A 15,240-nucleotide genomic window follows, 5' to 3' on the forward strand; every position below is an offset into this window, starting at 1 on the left:
CATTGCTATGACCAATTTTTAATATCTAAACATACAACATTATCCCTATATTTGAACATGTTTTTGAAATTATATTTTTTCACAGACAGCCGTTAGCCAGAAGTTTAACCGAACTCTTCGCCTAAATCTCTCCGACAACAATAAACAAAAAACCCATAAAATATAGTTGCACTAAAGAGAAACTTTTGTATATTTGCAAAGTGAACGAAAAAAAGAAATATAGAACAATAACCTTTTACAAAGACTATTTTCAAACTTTTTTTAACAAGCAAAACAAGAAAGTAAAAGCGAAAATAGTTTGGACATTTGATTTGGTAGAAGATTTAGAAAGAGTTCCAGAAACGTATCTAAAGCATATAGAAAATACGGAAGGACTTTACGAAATTCGAGTACAATTAGGAAGTGATATTTTTCGTATTTTCTGTTTTTTCGACAAAGGACAATTAGTGGTTTTGGCTAATGGTCTTCAGAAGAAAACTCAAAAGATACCAAAAAAGGAAATTGAAATGGCAATTAAAATAAAAACAGAATATGAAAACGAAAAATAAAAATTTGATGACACTTGAAGATTTTAAAGAAAAAAACTACGGCAAACGTGGAACGAAAAAACGTGATGAATTGGAAGCTGGGTACGAAAACTTTAAAATCGGAGTAATGCTTCAACAAGCAAGACTTGAAAAAGGCTTAACACAAGAAGAGCTTGCAAACAGAGTTGGTACGACCAAGTCGTATATTTCAAAAATAGAGAACAACATAAAAGAAGCTCGGATTTCGACACTTCAAAAAATAGTTGAACTCGGATTTGGAGGGCATTTGGATTTATCAATAAGACTAAAATGAAAAGAAAACCTGCCGGTAACAAACAAATTGGAAATAGAGCCGGTGAAGTGCTATTTCCATACTTTCAAAGTCTCCCTCATTTCAGGGGACTTTGAAATAATGGATAAAAAATAAAATAGTGGCAAACGGCAAATGATTTATGGCTTATGAAATGGCTAAAAGGTTAAAGGAGACAGGCAGATTTGATTTATTGCTGAAAATGGAACAAATGGTTCCTAAAGAACAGGCTAAATACGGTAAGTTGCATCACGTATTTAAACAATCGTTTGACTGTAAACCATGCTATACGAAAAAGTTTATGGACCAAAAATTAGATTACATACATCACCATCCCTATGCTAAAAAGTAGAATTTGGTAATTGAGTTTACCGATTACAAACATTCAAGTGCAGGGTTTTATGAACTTAATTTGCCGGGTGTTTATGTAGTTGATGTTACTGAAATGGAATGGAAATAAATATTAGTATTTAAAAAAAATTTCACTAATTTTGTATCCGAATGAATACAATGATTAAATGTACTTTATTGAGAAAACGGCAGAATTTGATAAATGGTTGAAAAAATTAAAAGATTTAGTAGCAAAAGCAAAGATTTTGTTCCGAATCCAAAAATTGGAAACCGAAGAACATTTTGGAGATTGCAAACCTGTTGGTGACGGAATTAGTGAATTGAAAATCAACTATGCAAAAGGTTATCGAATCTACTTCAAGGAAAAAAATGGAAAAATTATCGTTCTCTTGATTGGTGGAGATAAATCAACCCAACAAAAAGACATAGAAAAAGCGAAAGATATTTGGAGTAAACTTAAAAAGTAAAGAAAATGGAAACAACAAAATTTGACATATCGGACTATTTAGAAAGCAACGAAATGATTGCTGAATACCTTAATGAAGTTTTGAAAGATGGAAATGATGCTCAAATTATAACTGCAATCGGAAACATTGCAAAAGCTATCGGAATGACTAAAATAGCGGAAGAAACCGGACTTAGCCGACCAAGTTTATATAAAGCATTGTCTGATGGAGCAAAGCCGCAATTTGCAACAATAATGAAAGTTTTAAAAGCCATTGGAGGACAAATACAGATTAATCCAGCACATATATAAAAACGAACGCTTGACAAGTGGTTTGAACGCAAACAGAAGTAAATTGCAACGATTGAACTATTGCGCTATATTTGAAGTTCGGTTCTCGCATCAACAGTGGTGCTAAAATGCCCTACCTGCGTCAAGTTGCCAAACCGTCAGGTTGTAAAAAAGTTATTTTCTTTTAGAATACTGCATCTAATATTAATGTAGAAGTGCTCTTCTCTGTTTTAAGATGGCTTGATTTTATGCAGCGAAATTTTCTTGGAAAAAATTAAAGGGCTTATATTGGCTTATCAGCCGCGGCTGATGAAGCCTACTTTTAATTGAAAAACCTCTTCACGGATACTTTGGTGTCCAGGTTTTCCGTCCATTCAAAGTCTCCTGAAATGAGGGAGAACTTGAATGGACAAAGTAAGTTCAATAAATCAAGGACTACAAAATACACAGCAACGACTTGGCGATATTGAAAGAAATATTAAAGACGACTTAACCGCCAAACAAAAAGATTTGGCTTCAAGAATTGAATCAGCAGAGAACGCAACCAAACAACGAATTGATAATTCAGAGAAAGAATTTACCAAAATGTTTGAGAAAATTGCTAAAGAAAATAATCTTCTGAAAATTTTACTCTTTGCTTCAATTGGTTTGACAGTAGGGATAATTCTTTTTCGGGCAATTACAGGACAATAATTTTTCAACAATCGCTGTTACAACACAACTTAAATCTACCTTCACAAAATGAATCAGGAAATAAAAAATAAAATTGAAAATCTTGTCGGCAATCAAAATATTGACGAAAGAGAGTTGCTTGCTTCATTGAAGCAGATAGTTTATGAATCGGAATTGCAAAACAGTGTTGCTAGAGAATCAAAAAGTATTGCCGACCTTGTTTCTAAGAACATAAATCAGTTACAAGCAGAAACGCATCCGGGCAATGCAATCAAAACAGGATTCACAGAATTTGATAGAATGTTTGGCGGTTTTGGCTTGGGAGAGTTAGTTGTAATTGGAGCAAGACCTTCAATGGGAAAAACCCAATTGCTTGTAAATCTGTCTCTCAATATTTCTACAACTATTCCAGTTCTGTATTTCACTCTTGATTTATCTGAATTTTTATTAGCAAGCCGTTTCATTTCTTCACTTTCAGGAATTGCAGTCAATAAAATTTTGCAACACGAACTAACAGAAGAACAGAAAAATAATTTATCTGCAATTTCAAATGAGTTTGGCAAACACAAAATATTTGTGAACGACAGTTGCAATAATTCTTTCACAGCATTGAAAGCCCATTGCCAAAAACAGATTGCTGAAAATGGAGTGAAAGTGATTGTTGTTGATTACTTGCAAATGATGAGTTCAAATAAGTACCGTAACAACCGGGAACTTGAAATCAGTTACATCAGTAGGGAATTAAAGAACATTGCCAAGGACTTAAATGTTTGTGTAATTGCTTCCAGTCAATTGAGCAGAGCAGTTGAATCAAGAGGCGGTTCAAAGCATCCGCAACTTTCTGACCTGCGAGAAAGCGGAGCAATTGAACAAGATGCGGACAAAGTGATTTTCATTTACCGACCCGAATATTACGGACTTGAATGTGATGAAGACGGTAACAGCACAGCGGGATTAACAAAACTTATTTTGGCTAAGAATAGAAACGGAAGTTTAGGAACAGTAAAACTTTTGCGTGATGCAAACTTTACCAACTACAGAAACTTTGACGGTTTCAAAAACGAATTTACATTTTCAAAAAGCAGATTAGAAGAATTAGAAGAACCATTTTAACATCAAAGACATTGAGCCGTTGCTTGAAAAATTATGATGTCAAACATTTACGACATGGTGGTTGTGTTCCTGCAACCCGTGACGGAGTGGAAGAATTGAATTATCGCTATTTATTGCGATGCTCACTGCGTTCCGCTTCTCATAAATAACGACAAAATCAAAGATAATTTGCAACGGCTCATTTTTATTTATGCAACAAGCAACTGACATACTTAAATTTTCGGCAGAGAATAAAAAGCATATTCATAAATATTTTTATGTTGGCTCACATCATTTGCATAAAAGTTTGCAGTCCTTAAAGAAGCACGAATTAAATGCCTTACTCCTTCTGACAGTTGAAAGCCCATCGGAACTTTGCAGGCTTCTCAAAACATCTTTTTTTCAGTTGGAGGAAATCATAAACAATCCGACTTACAGGAATTATTCAATCAAAAAAAAGAAAGGTGGTGAACGACAAATTTTTGCTCCCGAAAAAAAGTTGAAGGCAATTCAGAAGCGACTGAATTATTTTTTGCAAGCGTATTATTTGTGGATGAAGCCAAATGAAGTGCATGGCTTTGTTGTGAATCCTCACTACTTAGGGACACATTGCAATATCGTTGAGAATGCTAAAGTTCACATCGGTAAAAAGCATGTGTTGAATATTGACTTGAAAGATTTTTTTCCAAGTATATCTGCAATGCAGGTGAAGGACGTTTTTACTTCCGAGTGTTTCAACTTTAATGATTCAGTTGCAACAGCATTGACTTTACTGACAACTTATGAAGGCAAACTTCCAATTGGTGCACCAACTTCGCCAGTGATTTCAAATTTCATTTGTCTGAAACTTGACAATGACTTGAAAGAGTTTTGCAACACAAACGGTTTACTATTTTCCCGTTACGCTGATGATTTAACTTTTTCAGCTGATACACTCATTTCAAACGACACAGTTCTTGACATCATTAACCTGATTAAGAAAAATAACTTTCAAATCAACGAGAAGAAACTTCGTTTGAAATCATCAAACAGAAAACAAACCGTAACAGGTTTGACAGTGAATGAAAAAGTAAATGTTGACAGAAAACTATTGAAGAAAATTCGGGCAATGCTACATGACATGACAACAAACGGCATTGACACAGCAACACAGCGACACTTTAATTTTAGAGGAGAAATTGAAATCCAACACAGGGCAAAATTTATTCATCGTCTTGAAGGTTACATCAACTTTGTTGGACAAGTGAGAGGAAAAAGTGACGGACTTTATTTTAAACAGAAAACTTTATTTGACAGTTTATTTAAGAGCAAGAACAATGAATAATCAGCCCACAAAAAATAAATTAGTGGCAAACGGCAAATGATTTAAGGCTTATGAAATGGCTAAAAGGTTAAAGGAGACGGGTAGATTTGATTTATTGTTGAAAATGGAACATGCCGTTCCTAAAGAACAGACTAAAGACGGCAAACTGCATCACGTATTTGAACAATCGTTTGACTGTAAACCATACTATACAAAAAATGTTTATGAAACAAAGGTTAGATAACATACATCACCATCCCTGTGTTAAAAAGTGGAATTTGGCAATTGAGTTTACCGACCACAAACATTCAAGTGCAGGGTTTTATGAACTTAATTTGCCGGGTGTTTATGTAGTTGATGTTACTTAAATGGAATGGTAAGTAGCAATTTCTACATTCAAAGTCTCCTGAAATGAGGGAGACTTTGAATGGATAAAAATAGTAAAAGAATGAAACTATCAAAGAACAAATACAACGATTTACTTGATAACATTGGTTCAACCTTGCAAAAAGCAAGAGAGAATGCAATTAAAGCAATCAATACAGAGTTAGTGAAAGCCAATTGGGAAATAGGCAGACACATTGTTGAATATGAGCAGCAAGGAAAAGAGCGGGCAGAGTATGGAACGGAATTGTTGGTTTCTCTTTCCAAAGACTTAAAGACGAGATTCGGTAAAGGATTCAGTCGTTCAAGCCTTCAACTGATGCGGCTTTTCTATATCAAATACCCGAATTTCCAGACGATGTTCGGAAAATCTGAAATTCGCCAGACAGTGTCTGGCAAATCTGCAAAACGCCAGACAGTGTCCGGCATATTGCTGAGTTGGAGCCACTATGCTGAATTACTCACGGTTTCGGACGACTTGGCAAGAAGTTTCTACGAGAAACAGAGTATTAAAGAAAACTGGAGTTTCAGAGAAATGAAACGGCAGATTGATTCCGCTTTGTTTCAACGATTGGCATTAAGCACCGACAAGAAAGGTGTGTTGGCATTAGCAAAGAAAGGACATGAACTAATTTCAGCAAAGGATGCAGTGAAAGACCCTTATGTTTTTGAATTTCTTGAATTGCCGAAAGACGGCATCATTAAAGAAAGAGGGCTTGAAAAGAAACTCATTGACAACTTGCAGAAATTTCTGTTGGAACTTGGGAAAGGTTTTTCATTCGTGGCAAGACAATTTAAAATCACAGTTGACAACGAACACAATTTTATTGACCTTGTTTTTTATCATCGCATTTTAAAATGTTTTGTGCTGATTGATTTGAAAACAAAAAAAGTAACACACAAGGACATCGGGCAGATGAATCTATATCTGAACTACTTTAAAGAAGAAGAAAATACCGAAGGAGACAATGAACCAATCGGAATTATCATTGCCACAGATAAACATGAATTCACAGTAAAGTATGCAACTGGTGGATTGACCAATAAAATTTTCGTTTCAAAATATCAGTTGTATTTACCTGACCAAAAAGCGTTAGAACAAAAAGTAAAGGAAATAATTGACAATGATTAGGCACCCACAAAAAAATATGTCCTGCCCTGAAATAGGTTTGCACAAAAAAGTGTAAAACATGGACAAAAAAATCATTTATGAGTAAATTTCAATCCAATTTACTCAAGTGAAGAATTGTGAAAAATACACAGGTTAAGAAGAAAAGCATGGGCAGTTATTGGTGAGAAAACGTAAACAAAGAGTACAAACAACAAACTCTCATCAGTAGTTTAGGAAATTCCAAATACAATTTACGCTTTTACTTCTACAGAAACCATTCACTTTTTAATAAAAACATCTACCTTATAACAAACACAGCCCCCTCAATTCTAATCCTATTTTGCACTATTAAACAAAATGAACTGATAAAAATTGTAGTTTCGGTTTTTTTTAATCTATGGTTCGAAAAATTCACTTTCTTTTTTTATTGACTCTTTGGTGCAGTTTGTTGTCTGCACAGTCTTATAATCCGTCAGAGATAAAATTAGGTCTTGAAAAGCTCAATACCGTTGGCACGGTATTGTATATTGCTGCTCACCCTGATGATGAAAATACAAGGCTGCTCACCTATTTATCAAAAGAAAAACATTTACGCACGTGTTATCTGAGCCTCAATCGTGGCGAAGGCGGACAAAATCTTATTGGTAAAGAACAAGGAGCGGCCTTAGGAATTATCCGTACTAACGAATTGTTGCAAGCCAGAAAAATTGATGGTGCAGAACAATACTTTACACGAGCCATTGATTTTGGTTATAGCAAATCACCGGAAGAAACTTTTACTTTCTGGAATCATGACAGCGTACTGGCAGATGTGGTTTATATCATCCGATTAATTCAACCGGATGTCATTATTACCCGCTTTCCTACTACTGGCGAAGGCGGACACGGGCATCATACAGCCAGTGCAATTTTAGCGGGAGAAGCTTTTAAAATGGCTGCTGACAATAAATATTTTCCTGAGCAACTTAAAACTTTAAAGCCCTGGCAGGCAAAAACACTGTATTGGAACACCTTTAATTTTGGAAATAATAACACACAACGTGATGACCAATTGAAAACAGATGTTGGGTTTTTCAATACATGGTGGGGAAAAGGATGTGGTGAAATTGCAGCACTAAGCCGAAGTCAGCACAAGAGTCAGGGGTTTGGTGTAGAAATTATCAGAGGTTCTATGCTTGAATATTTAAAAAACATTGATGGCGACACCTCATGTACAACAATATTTTGCAAAAGTAATTTCAGTTGGAACAGAATTAAAGGCACAGAAGCAATAAAGACCCTTTCTGAAACAGCCTTGCTTAAATTTGATATGAAAAACCCTGCTGCTATTTTACCTGACTTGCTAAAGATTCATGATGAATTAAACAAATTACAGGATAACCACTGGAGAAATCTAAAAATTAAGGAAACCGAGCAACTTATTTTGTCTTGTGCAGGTTTATGGTTTGATGCTACCTCGAATCAACCTTATGTAACTCAAGGTGACAGCATCGCTATTAAGCTCAGCTCCATTATATATTCTCAAACGCCTGCAACTATTGAATCTATATCATACTTACCATTTGCTGATACAAGTATGAGTACAAAGCTTGAGTACAATAAAATCTGGTCGCATGAAAAATCGTTTGTTGTGCCTGCAAGCATTCCATATAGTATTCACTATTGGCTGAAAAACAAACCTGAATCAGGTCGTTATGTTTTAGACAACCCAAACATGATTGAGAAACCTGTTAATGATGCCGTTTTTTCTGTATCTGTAAGAGTAAAAATTTCAGACCATCTATTAACCTTTAATCTGCCGGTGCGATACAAATGGATTGACCCGGTAGAGGGCGAAAAATACAGAACAACCAGTGTAGTCCCACCCGTTTCTGTAAACTTTAATGAGAATGTTTGTCTTTTAATAAACAATAAAACCGGCCATCTGAAGCTTACAGTACGAAGTCTTAGTAAATCCTTTACTGGCAAAATTAGATTAACCATACCGGCAGGGTATAAAGTCAATCCTTCTGAATTTGAAGTTAAAGAACTTTCAAAAAACGAGCGCCTGATTTTTAATGCTACAATACAACAGGACACAAAGGCTGATGCTGATCAAAGGATAGCAAATCAATTTTTACAAGTAAGTATTTTACCAAATAATACAGAAGCATATTCTTTGCAGGAAATCAACTACGAGCACATCCCCTACCAATATTATTTCAAACCATCAGAAGTAAAAATTGTTCCTTTACAGCTTCAAACATCTAAAGGCAAAATAGGATACATTGAAGGTGCCGGTGATGAAGTGATGCAGTGTCTTCAGAATGCCGGTTATAATATATCTGTTTTAAAAGAAGAAAATCTCAGGAACGACAATCTGTCAAATTACAGTGTGATTATTGCAGGAGTCAGAGCTTACAACACCAACGATTGGCTTATGGGTTATAAAAACAAACTCATGGACTTTGTATCTTCCGGTGGCACTTTTATTGTACAATATAATACCAACAACAACTTGGGTAAACTTGGTAACAACATAGGCCCATATCCTTTTAAAATATCAAGAAAAAGAGTTACAGATGAATATGCAGAAATTAGATTTACTGAGCCGGAAAATAAAATATTAAACACACCAAACAAAATTACTGCAGAAGATTTTAGAGGATGGGTTCAGGAGCGTGGAATCTATTTTGCGGAAGATATTGACCCAAAGTATCAAGCCCCATTAAGCTGCAATGACAAAGGCGAAAGTCCATTGAATGGAAGTCTGATAGTTGCCAAATCCGGCAAAGGGCATTTTGTATATACAGGTCTTGCTTTCTTCAGGCAACTGCCCGCTGGAGTGCCCGGAGCATACCGTTTGTTTTCCAATTTAATGGCACTGCCTTCAAGTCAGGAGTAATAATTACAAACTTCGCAAATACTATTACCGTTATTTGAGTATAAAAGATTATGGGGAAAGATAAGCTGAAACGTTTTGCAGAAATGCAGACATTTGAGAGGGTAATTCAGCCGGAAATAAACTATCACTCACCGGATTTTAATTTAAAAGGCAAGTGGAACGAAACCATTTTTCAAAAACCGCAACCTATTGTCTTGGAAATAGGATGCGGTAAAGGTGAATACACTGTTGCTTTGGCACAACGTTATCCGCAAAAAAACTTTATTGGCATTGACATTAAAGGTGCAAGAATATGGCGTGGTGCAAAAACCATTAACGAAGAAAAAATAATGAATGCTGCTTTTCTAAGAATAAGGATGGAAACCATTGAAAAGTTTTTTGCAGCCAATGAGATAAGTGAGATTTGGATTACCTTTCCTGATCCGCAGCCAAAGGAATCGAAAGAGAACAAAAGACTCACTTCTCCCCTTTTCCTCAAAAGATACAGCACTTTTTTAAAACCAAACGGCATTGTTCATTTAAAGACCGACAATAAAAGTTTATTTGAATTTACCGTGCAGACTGTCAGTGATGGCGGCTATAAAATATTAAACCGAACAACAGACCTATATCAAGAATTGCAGATGCCGGTTGACATGGATATTCAAACCACTTATGAAAAAAAATATTTAGCAGCTAAGCAGCCTATCTTTTACCTTTCATTCCAACTGAATAAGGCAGATAAACTTTAAATTCAAATCTCATCCCAAAATTCCGCTGCTCTTCTGGTATGTGGAATCACAATGGTTCCTCCAACAATATTGGCTACGGCAAACACTTCATAAATCTGTTCTGTAGTAATACCACTTTGTTTGCATTGAATAAGGTGATACTTAATACAATCATCACAGCGCAGCACCATGCTGGCAACAAGCCCAAGCATTTCTTTGGTTTGCACCGGCAAGGCACCATCCATATAAGTATTCGCATCAAGGTTGTACAATCTTTTTAAAACCAGATTATCTGAGTCGAGAATGCGCTTATTCATTTTTGCGCGATAGTCATTAAACTCATCTACACTTTTGCTCATGTGATTATTTTTTATTCGTTTTTACTCTCCTGCCTCGCCACAACAACAGAAACAAATATGCTGAATTCGTATAGCAGAAACAATGGTATCGCCACCAGCATCTGACTGGTAACATCTGGCGAAGGCGTTATTAAAGCAGCAACCACAAGATTTACAATAAAAGCATGTTTACGGTAGCGCCTCATAAACTGAGGACTTATAATACCCATTTTGGTGAGGAAAAAAACGAGAATAGGCAGTTCGAAAACCGCTCCACACGCCAATGTCATAATGCTTACAATGCTGATATATGAATCGAGTGTAATGGCATTCTGTACTTCTTCGCTCACTTTATAACTTCCCAAAAAGTTTATTGATAACGGTGCCAGAATAAAATAACCGAATGCTACTCCACAGAAAAACAAAAAAGAAGCTGAAAACACTATGCCTCTGGTATATTTCTTCTCTTTGGCCGACAATGCAGGTTTCACAAAACGCCAAACTTCCCAAAGTAAATAAGGAAATCCTAAAATCAGGCCTGCAATTCCGGCTGCCACCATGTGCGTAGTAAACTGTCCTGCCATAGTGGTGCTTATCAGGTGAAATGGAATATCGGTAATACATAAATCAATTGACCATTTCTGCGAAAGCATACAAAGCAGTCTATAGGTAATAAAATGTGGGTTCTTGGGTCCGAAAATTATCTTATCGAACAATATGTCTTTATAAATAAATGCTACAACGGCTAAAATAAATATGGCTAACGTTGCACGCACCAAATGCCAGCGCAAGGCTTCAAGGTGATCCAGAAAATTCATTTCTGAGTTGGGGTCGGGCTTCCTTCTGAAAAACATTTCTTTAATTAAAAATTAATATATGCCTTCTTTAAGCAAATCGTGAAGGTGAATAAAACCAAGATACTTCCCTTTGTCAGCCACAACTAACTGGGTAATATTATTTGACTTCATCAGCACAAATGCATCGGCAGCCATGGTATCGGGGCTAACAGTTTTTGGCTTTAAAGTCATAATATCTCTTGCCTTTGTTGCCAGTGTATTGCCACTTCTATGCAGCATCCTCCTTAGGTCGCCATCGGTAATTATCCCTATTAGTTTACCTTTATCTACAACGGCAGTTGCTCCAAGGCGGCTTCCCGAAATTTCTACAATCACCTTCTTCAGGTCATCGGTAGGTTTTACCTGTGGGCTGGCATTGTTCTTATAAACATCTCCAACTTTCAGGTACAGCCTTTTACCCAATGCCCCACCGGGATGATATTTAGCAAAATCTTTACTTGAGAACCCCCTGTTTTCGAGCAGACACACTGCCAGGGCATCGCCCATGGCCAACTGTGCCGTAGTGCTTGTTGTAGGTGCCAGATTATGCGGACATGCTTCTCGGGCAACGGTAGTGTTTAGAATATAATGTGCCTGCTGCGCAAGATAGGAAGAGGTGTCGCCCACCATAGCAATTAGCTTATTGCCTGCCATCCTTAGCAAGGGCGCCAGCACTTTTATTTCCGGGGTGTTGCCGCTTTTGGAAATACAAATCACTACATCGTCCTTTTGGATTACCCCAAGGTCGCCATGAACGGCATCGGCAGCATGCATAAACACAGCTGGCGTGCCTGTACTGTTGAGTGTGGCGGTAATTTTCTGAGCTATAATGGCACTTTTACCAATTCCAGTACAAACAACCCTTCCTTTTGATAAAAATATTAATTTTACAGTCTCAAAAAAATCATGGTTAACATATTTTTGCAAGCCGTCAATAGCAGACGCCTCCAACTGAAGGGTCTTTTTGGCAATTTTAATTATCTGTTGCTTTGATTTCAATCTGAACTATTTCTGATTTTTTTAAAAAAAAATTAATTGTTACAATTTAATTGAGCAAAAATATCTAATTTAGTTAACTCAAATTTTTAATTAGCATAATAAATAAAATGTTAGCAGAAACAAAGAAAAAGAAATCTGTGAAAGACAAGAATGAAAAAACCGACACCAAGGCTAAAGTGAAGGTGAAAGAGACAGTAGTTGAGAAGAAAACTAAAGAGGTCGAAAAAGCCAAGCCGGTTGCAAAAACTATAATTGCAGCCTCAAACAAGCAAAAGCCTACAGATGCTCGACTAAAGGACGCCTTATTCAAATATTTTGGATTCGACACATTTAAGGGCGAACAAGAAGAAATTATTCAAACGGTATTGCGTGGCGAAAACTGCTTTGTTATTATGCCTACGGGTGGTGGCAAATCTATGTGCTATCAATTGCCTGCATTAATGATGGGCGGCACAGCCATTGTTGTATCACCTTTAATTGCACTGATGAAAAATCAGGTTGATGCATTAAGAGGATTTAATACCGATGAAGCTGTGGCGCACTTCCTCAACTCATCGCTAAACAAAACAGAGATTGCCCAGGTAAAAAAAGATATCAAATCAGGCAAAACAAAGTTACTTTATGTTGCGCCCGAATCATTAACAAAAGAAGAAAACGTTGCTTTCTTTAAAGAAATTAAAGTTTCTTTCCTGGCCATAGACGAAGCACACTGTATTTCAGAATGGGGACACGATTTCCGTCCTGAATACCGTAGATTAAAGCCCATCATAGAAGCACTCGGAAACATTCCTGTCATTGCACTCACAGCCACAGCAACAGAAAAAGTTTCGCTCGATATTCAGAAGAATTTAGGTATGATGGAGTCAAGGTTGTTTAAAGCATCCTTCAACAGACCTAATCTTTATTATGAAGTACGACCAAAAGTTGAAGTACTAAAAGAGATCATCAAATTTGTTAAAAACCATACAGGAAAGTCAGGCATCATCTACTGCCTCAGCAGAAAAAAAGTTGAAGAAGTTGCCAGCACACTCAATGTAAACGGTATCAAAGCCCTGCCCTATCATGCAGGTCTTGATGCACCGGTGCGTGCCGAAACGCAGGATAAATTTCTGATGGAGAAAATTGATGTTATTGTAGCAACCATTGCATTTGGAATGGGAATTGACAAACCCGATGTGCGTTTTGTTATTCATCACGACATCCCGAAATCTTTAGAGGGATACTATCAGGAAACAGGGCGTGCCGGACGTGACGGACGCGAAGGGCGTTGCATTACTTTCTATTCTTTTAAAGACATTGAGAAGCTCGAAAAATTTATGAAAGGCAAGCCGGTTGCCGAGCAGGAAATAGGAAAACAAATGCTACTCGAAACTGTTTCGTTTGCCGAAACATCTGTATGCCGCAGAAAATATCTGCTCCATTACTTTGGCGAACGTTACGAAGAAGAAAACTGTGGCAGCTGCGACAACTGTCTGCATCCAAAAACACAAATAGAAGCACAAGACGAAGTAGTATTACTTCTTGAAACCGTTCAGGCTGTAAAAGAAAAATTTGCTGCAGAGCATGTCATCAGCGTCCTCATTGGAAAAGACGACAAAGCAATTAAAGACTATCAACACAACAAATTAGAAGTCTTTGGCGAAGGAATGGATCAGGATGCTAAATTCTGGATGGCTGTTGTACGTCAGGCATTGCTTGCCGGACTGTTGTTTAAAGATATTGACAACTACGGTTTGCTCAAACTTAGCGATGAAGGTAAAAAGTTTATGGACAAGCCGCAAAGCTTCAAAATAACTCAAGACCACAGCTACGAAAGTGCCGACAGTGACGAAGACGATGAACCCGAAGGTGGTGGTGGTGCAGCGGCTGACGAAACCTTGTTTGCCATGCTAAAAGACTTGTGCAAGCAAATGGCCAAGCAAAAAAACCTGCCTCCTTTTGTAATTTTTCAGGAGCCTTCACTCGAAGAAATGGCTATTCAGTACCCCATCAACATGGAGGAAATGAAAAACATAACCGGTGTTGGTGCGGGCAAGGCAAGCAAATATGGAAAACCATTTGTTGACCTCATAAAAAAATATGTAGAAGAAAATGAAATTGAACGCCCACAAGATTTCATCGTAAAATCCGTAGTCAACAAATCGGGACTCAAGGTTTATCTCATCCAAAACATTGACCGCAAAATTTCTCTTGATGATATGGCCGAAGCCAAAGGTATTCCGCTGGGAGATATTATCACAGAGTTAGAAAGTATTGTTGCCTCAGGCACAAAAATAGATTTGAATTATTATTTAAACGAAGTCATAGATGCCGACCGTCAGCAAGATGTTTTCGACTATTTCCGCACAGCAGAAAGCGACAGTGCAGAAGATGCGCTAATCGAGTTGGGCGAAAACGACTACACCATTGACGAAATACGTATGATGCGTGTAAAATTTATGAGTGAATTAGGAAATTAATTAAAACCAAACCTATTCTATTAAAGAGGCTGTCTGTTTTGCAGATAGCCTTTTTTATTTGAAACGCTAATTCCTCATCTATCAAATAGCGCAATTGTCTTGCCCTAAAATAGCCTGAAAGAAATACCATTATTATATCGAAAAAAATGAACGGTAAACCCATAACAGGATTAAGCATTTAACCAACAACCCTTTTTCTATATACATCAGCATATCATCGTCACCGCCTTATTAAACTATCGTAACATAAAATATTAAAAATCGTATATTTGAAGCGTGAAATGGAGAAAATACATAGCAGTTTTTTTAGCAGCATATATGCTTGTTCTGCTTTGTATGCCATGTAAGGACAACTGCAATACAAGCCAGCACAAAATCCCTTCAACTTACGCAGCCGCACAAGACCACCATCACGATGAAAACGACCAGTGCAGCCCCTTTTGCTTTTGCGCATGTTGTGCAACTTCAATTACAGTAGTTGCTTTTCCAAATCTTGAATTTTCCCTTCAAATAAACATAGAGAAGTTT

At 36.9% G+C, this 15,240-nt stretch carries 16 protein-coding genes; 13 read left to right on the forward strand and 3 right to left on the reverse strand.

What is annotated here, in order from left to right; genetic code table 11:
- The first annotated feature begins 200 nt into the window (after nucleotides 1-200).
- The 12 genes from V9G42_11875 to trmB all read left to right on the forward strand — a co-directional run bounded on the left by V9G42_11875 (nucleotide 201) and on the right by trmB (nucleotide 10,101).
- A complete protein-coding gene (locus V9G42_11875) occupies nucleotides 201-548 on the forward strand; it encodes a type II toxin-antitoxin system RelE/ParE family toxin (GenBank protein ID MEI2760119.1) in 348 nt (115 codons plus the stop codon).
- Entirely contained in the window at nucleotides 532-840 is a 309-nt protein-coding gene (locus V9G42_11880; GenBank protein ID MEI2760120.1) for a helix-turn-helix transcriptional regulator, read from the forward strand. Before V9G42_11875 ends, V9G42_11880 begins: the two co-directional genes overlap by 17 nt.
- 151 nt (nucleotides 841-991) lie before the next feature.
- Nucleotides 992-1,189, forward strand: coding sequence for a hypothetical protein (locus V9G42_11885; protein ID MEI2760121.1), 198 nt, complete (start codon nucleotides 992-994; stop codon nucleotides 1,187-1,189).
- 166 nt (nucleotides 1,190-1,355) lie between these two features.
- Entirely contained in the window at nucleotides 1,356-1,655 is a 300-nt protein-coding gene (locus V9G42_11890; protein ID MEI2760122.1) for a type II toxin-antitoxin system RelE/ParE family toxin, read from the forward strand.
- A gap of 5 nt (nucleotides 1,656-1,660) precedes the next feature.
- On the forward strand, nucleotides 1,661-1,945 hold the full coding sequence (locus tag V9G42_11895) for an addiction module antidote protein (protein ID MEI2760123.1): 285 nt from the start codon (nucleotides 1,661-1,663) through the stop codon (nucleotides 1,943-1,945).
- A 384-nt stretch (nucleotides 1,946-2,329) separates the two neighbouring features.
- Nucleotides 2,330-2,617 carry a hypothetical protein gene (locus tag V9G42_11900; GenBank protein MEI2760124.1) on the forward strand — a complete coding sequence of 96 codons (288 nt, stop codon included), beginning with the start codon at nucleotides 2,330-2,332 and terminating at the stop codon, nucleotides 2,615-2,617.
- A 48-nt stretch (nucleotides 2,618-2,665) separates the two neighbouring features.
- Nucleotides 2,666-3,709, forward strand: a complete 1,044-nt coding sequence (locus V9G42_11905; GenBank protein MEI2760125.1) for a DnaB-like helicase C-terminal domain-containing protein — start codon at nucleotides 2,666-2,668, stop codon at nucleotides 3,707-3,709.
- Nucleotides 3,710-3,899: 190 nt separating this feature from the next.
- A complete protein-coding gene (locus V9G42_11910) occupies nucleotides 3,900-5,012 on the forward strand; it encodes a reverse transcriptase family protein (protein ID MEI2760126.1) in 1,113 nt (370 codons plus the stop codon).
- Nucleotides 5,013-5,215: 203 nt separating this feature from the next.
- On the forward strand, nucleotides 5,216-5,359 hold the full coding sequence (locus V9G42_11915; protein ID MEI2760127.1) for a hypothetical protein: 144 nt from the start codon (nucleotides 5,216-5,218) through the stop codon (nucleotides 5,357-5,359).
- Nucleotides 5,360-5,439: 80 nt separating this feature from the next.
- Entirely contained in the window at nucleotides 5,440-6,507 is a 1,068-nt protein-coding gene (locus V9G42_11920) for a PDDEXK nuclease domain-containing protein (GenBank protein ID MEI2760128.1), read from the forward strand.
- Between the two features lie 376 nt (nucleotides 6,508-6,883).
- Nucleotides 6,884-9,370, forward strand: a complete 2,487-nt coding sequence (locus V9G42_11925; GenBank protein ID MEI2760129.1) for a PIG-L family deacetylase — start codon at nucleotides 6,884-6,886, stop codon at nucleotides 9,368-9,370.
- Between the two features lie 50 nt (nucleotides 9,371-9,420).
- Nucleotides 9,421-10,101 (forward strand): tRNA (guanosine(46)-N7)-methyltransferase TrmB, encoded by a 681-nt coding sequence (trmB, locus tag V9G42_11930; protein ID MEI2760130.1) that lies wholly within the window; start codon nucleotides 9,421-9,423, stop codon nucleotides 10,099-10,101.
- A 2-nt stretch (nucleotides 10,102-10,103) separates the two neighbouring features.
- Here the strand turns inward: trmB and V9G42_11935 are convergent, their stop codons facing one another.
- Genes V9G42_11935 through V9G42_11945 form a run of 3 tightly spaced genes read right to left on the reverse strand, consistent with a single transcriptional unit; the run spans nucleotide 10,104 to nucleotide 12,253 of the window.
- Nucleotides 10,104-10,439, reverse strand: a complete 336-nt coding sequence (locus V9G42_11935; protein MEI2760131.1) for a carboxymuconolactone decarboxylase family protein — start codon at nucleotides 10,437-10,439, stop codon at nucleotides 10,104-10,106.
- 11 nt (nucleotides 10,440-10,450) lie between these two features.
- On the reverse strand, nucleotides 10,451-11,272 hold the full coding sequence (gene tatC, locus V9G42_11940; GenBank protein ID MEI2760132.1) for a twin-arginine translocase subunit TatC: 822 nt from the start codon (nucleotides 11,270-11,272) through the stop codon (nucleotides 10,451-10,453).
- A gap of 15 nt (nucleotides 11,273-11,287) precedes the next feature.
- Entirely contained in the window at nucleotides 11,288-12,253 is a 966-nt protein-coding gene (locus V9G42_11945; protein MEI2760133.1) for a KpsF/GutQ family sugar-phosphate isomerase, read from the reverse strand.
- Nucleotides 12,254-12,360: 107 nt separating this feature from the next.
- On the opposite strand from V9G42_11945, the gene recQ reads away from it, so the two are divergent.
- Nucleotides 12,361-14,712, forward strand: a complete 2,352-nt coding sequence (gene recQ / locus V9G42_11950; GenBank protein ID MEI2760134.1) for a DNA helicase RecQ — start codon at nucleotides 12,361-12,363, stop codon at nucleotides 14,710-14,712.
- The last annotated feature ends 528 nt before the right edge of the window (nucleotides 14,713-15,240 follow it).

This window comes from Bacteroidia bacterium (genome assembly GCA_037045145.1).
Lineage (GTDB): Bacteria > Bacteroidota > Bacteroidia > AKYH767-A > OLB10 > OLB10.

What these genes read in the sequence shown, in the direction of transcription:
- V9G42_11880 (MEI2760120.1), top strand. Translation starts at nt 532, where the DNA reads ATGAAAACGAAAAATAAAAATTTGATGACACTTGAAGATTTTAAAGAA.
- V9G42_11885 (MEI2760121.1), top strand. Translation starts at nt 992, where the DNA reads ATGGCTAAAAGGTTAAAGGAGACAGGCAGATTTGATTTATTGCTGAAA.
- V9G42_11890 (MEI2760122.1), top strand. Translation starts at nt 1,356, where the DNA reads ATGTACTTTATTGAGAAAACGGCAGAATTTGATAAATGGTTGAAAAAA.
- V9G42_11895 (MEI2760123.1), top strand. Translation starts at nt 1,661, where the DNA reads ATGGAAACAACAAAATTTGACATATCGGACTATTTAGAAAGCAACGAA.
- V9G42_11900 (MEI2760124.1), top strand. Translation starts at nt 2,330, where the DNA reads ATGGACAAAGTAAGTTCAATAAATCAAGGACTACAAAATACACAGCAA.
- V9G42_11905 (MEI2760125.1), top strand. Translation starts at nt 2,666, where the DNA reads ATGAATCAGGAAATAAAAAATAAAATTGAAAATCTTGTCGGCAATCAA.
- V9G42_11910 (MEI2760126.1), top strand. Translation starts at nt 3,900, where the DNA reads ATGCAACAAGCAACTGACATACTTAAATTTTCGGCAGAGAATAAAAAG.
- V9G42_11915 (MEI2760127.1), top strand. Translation starts at nt 5,216, where the DNA reads ATGAAACAAAGGTTAGATAACATACATCACCATCCCTGTGTTAAAAAG.
- V9G42_11920 (MEI2760128.1), top strand. Translation starts at nt 5,440, where the DNA reads ATGAAACTATCAAAGAACAAATACAACGATTTACTTGATAACATTGGT.
- V9G42_11925 (MEI2760129.1), top strand. Translation starts at nt 6,884, where the DNA reads ATGGTTCGAAAAATTCACTTTCTTTTTTTATTGACTCTTTGGTGCAGT.
- trmB (MEI2760130.1), top strand. Translation starts at nt 9,421, where the DNA reads ATGGGGAAAGATAAGCTGAAACGTTTTGCAGAAATGCAGACATTTGAG.
- V9G42_11935 (MEI2760131.1), bottom strand. Translation starts at nt 10,439, where the DNA reads ATGAGCAAAAGTGTAGATGAGTTTAATGACTATCGCGCAAAAATGAAT.
- tatC (MEI2760132.1), bottom strand. Translation starts at nt 11,272, where the DNA reads ATGTTTTTCAGAAGGAAGCCCGACCCCAACTCAGAAATGAATTTTCTG.
- recQ (MEI2760134.1), top strand. Translation starts at nt 12,361, where the DNA reads ATGTTAGCAGAAACAAAGAAAAAGAAATCTGTGAAAGACAAGAATGAA.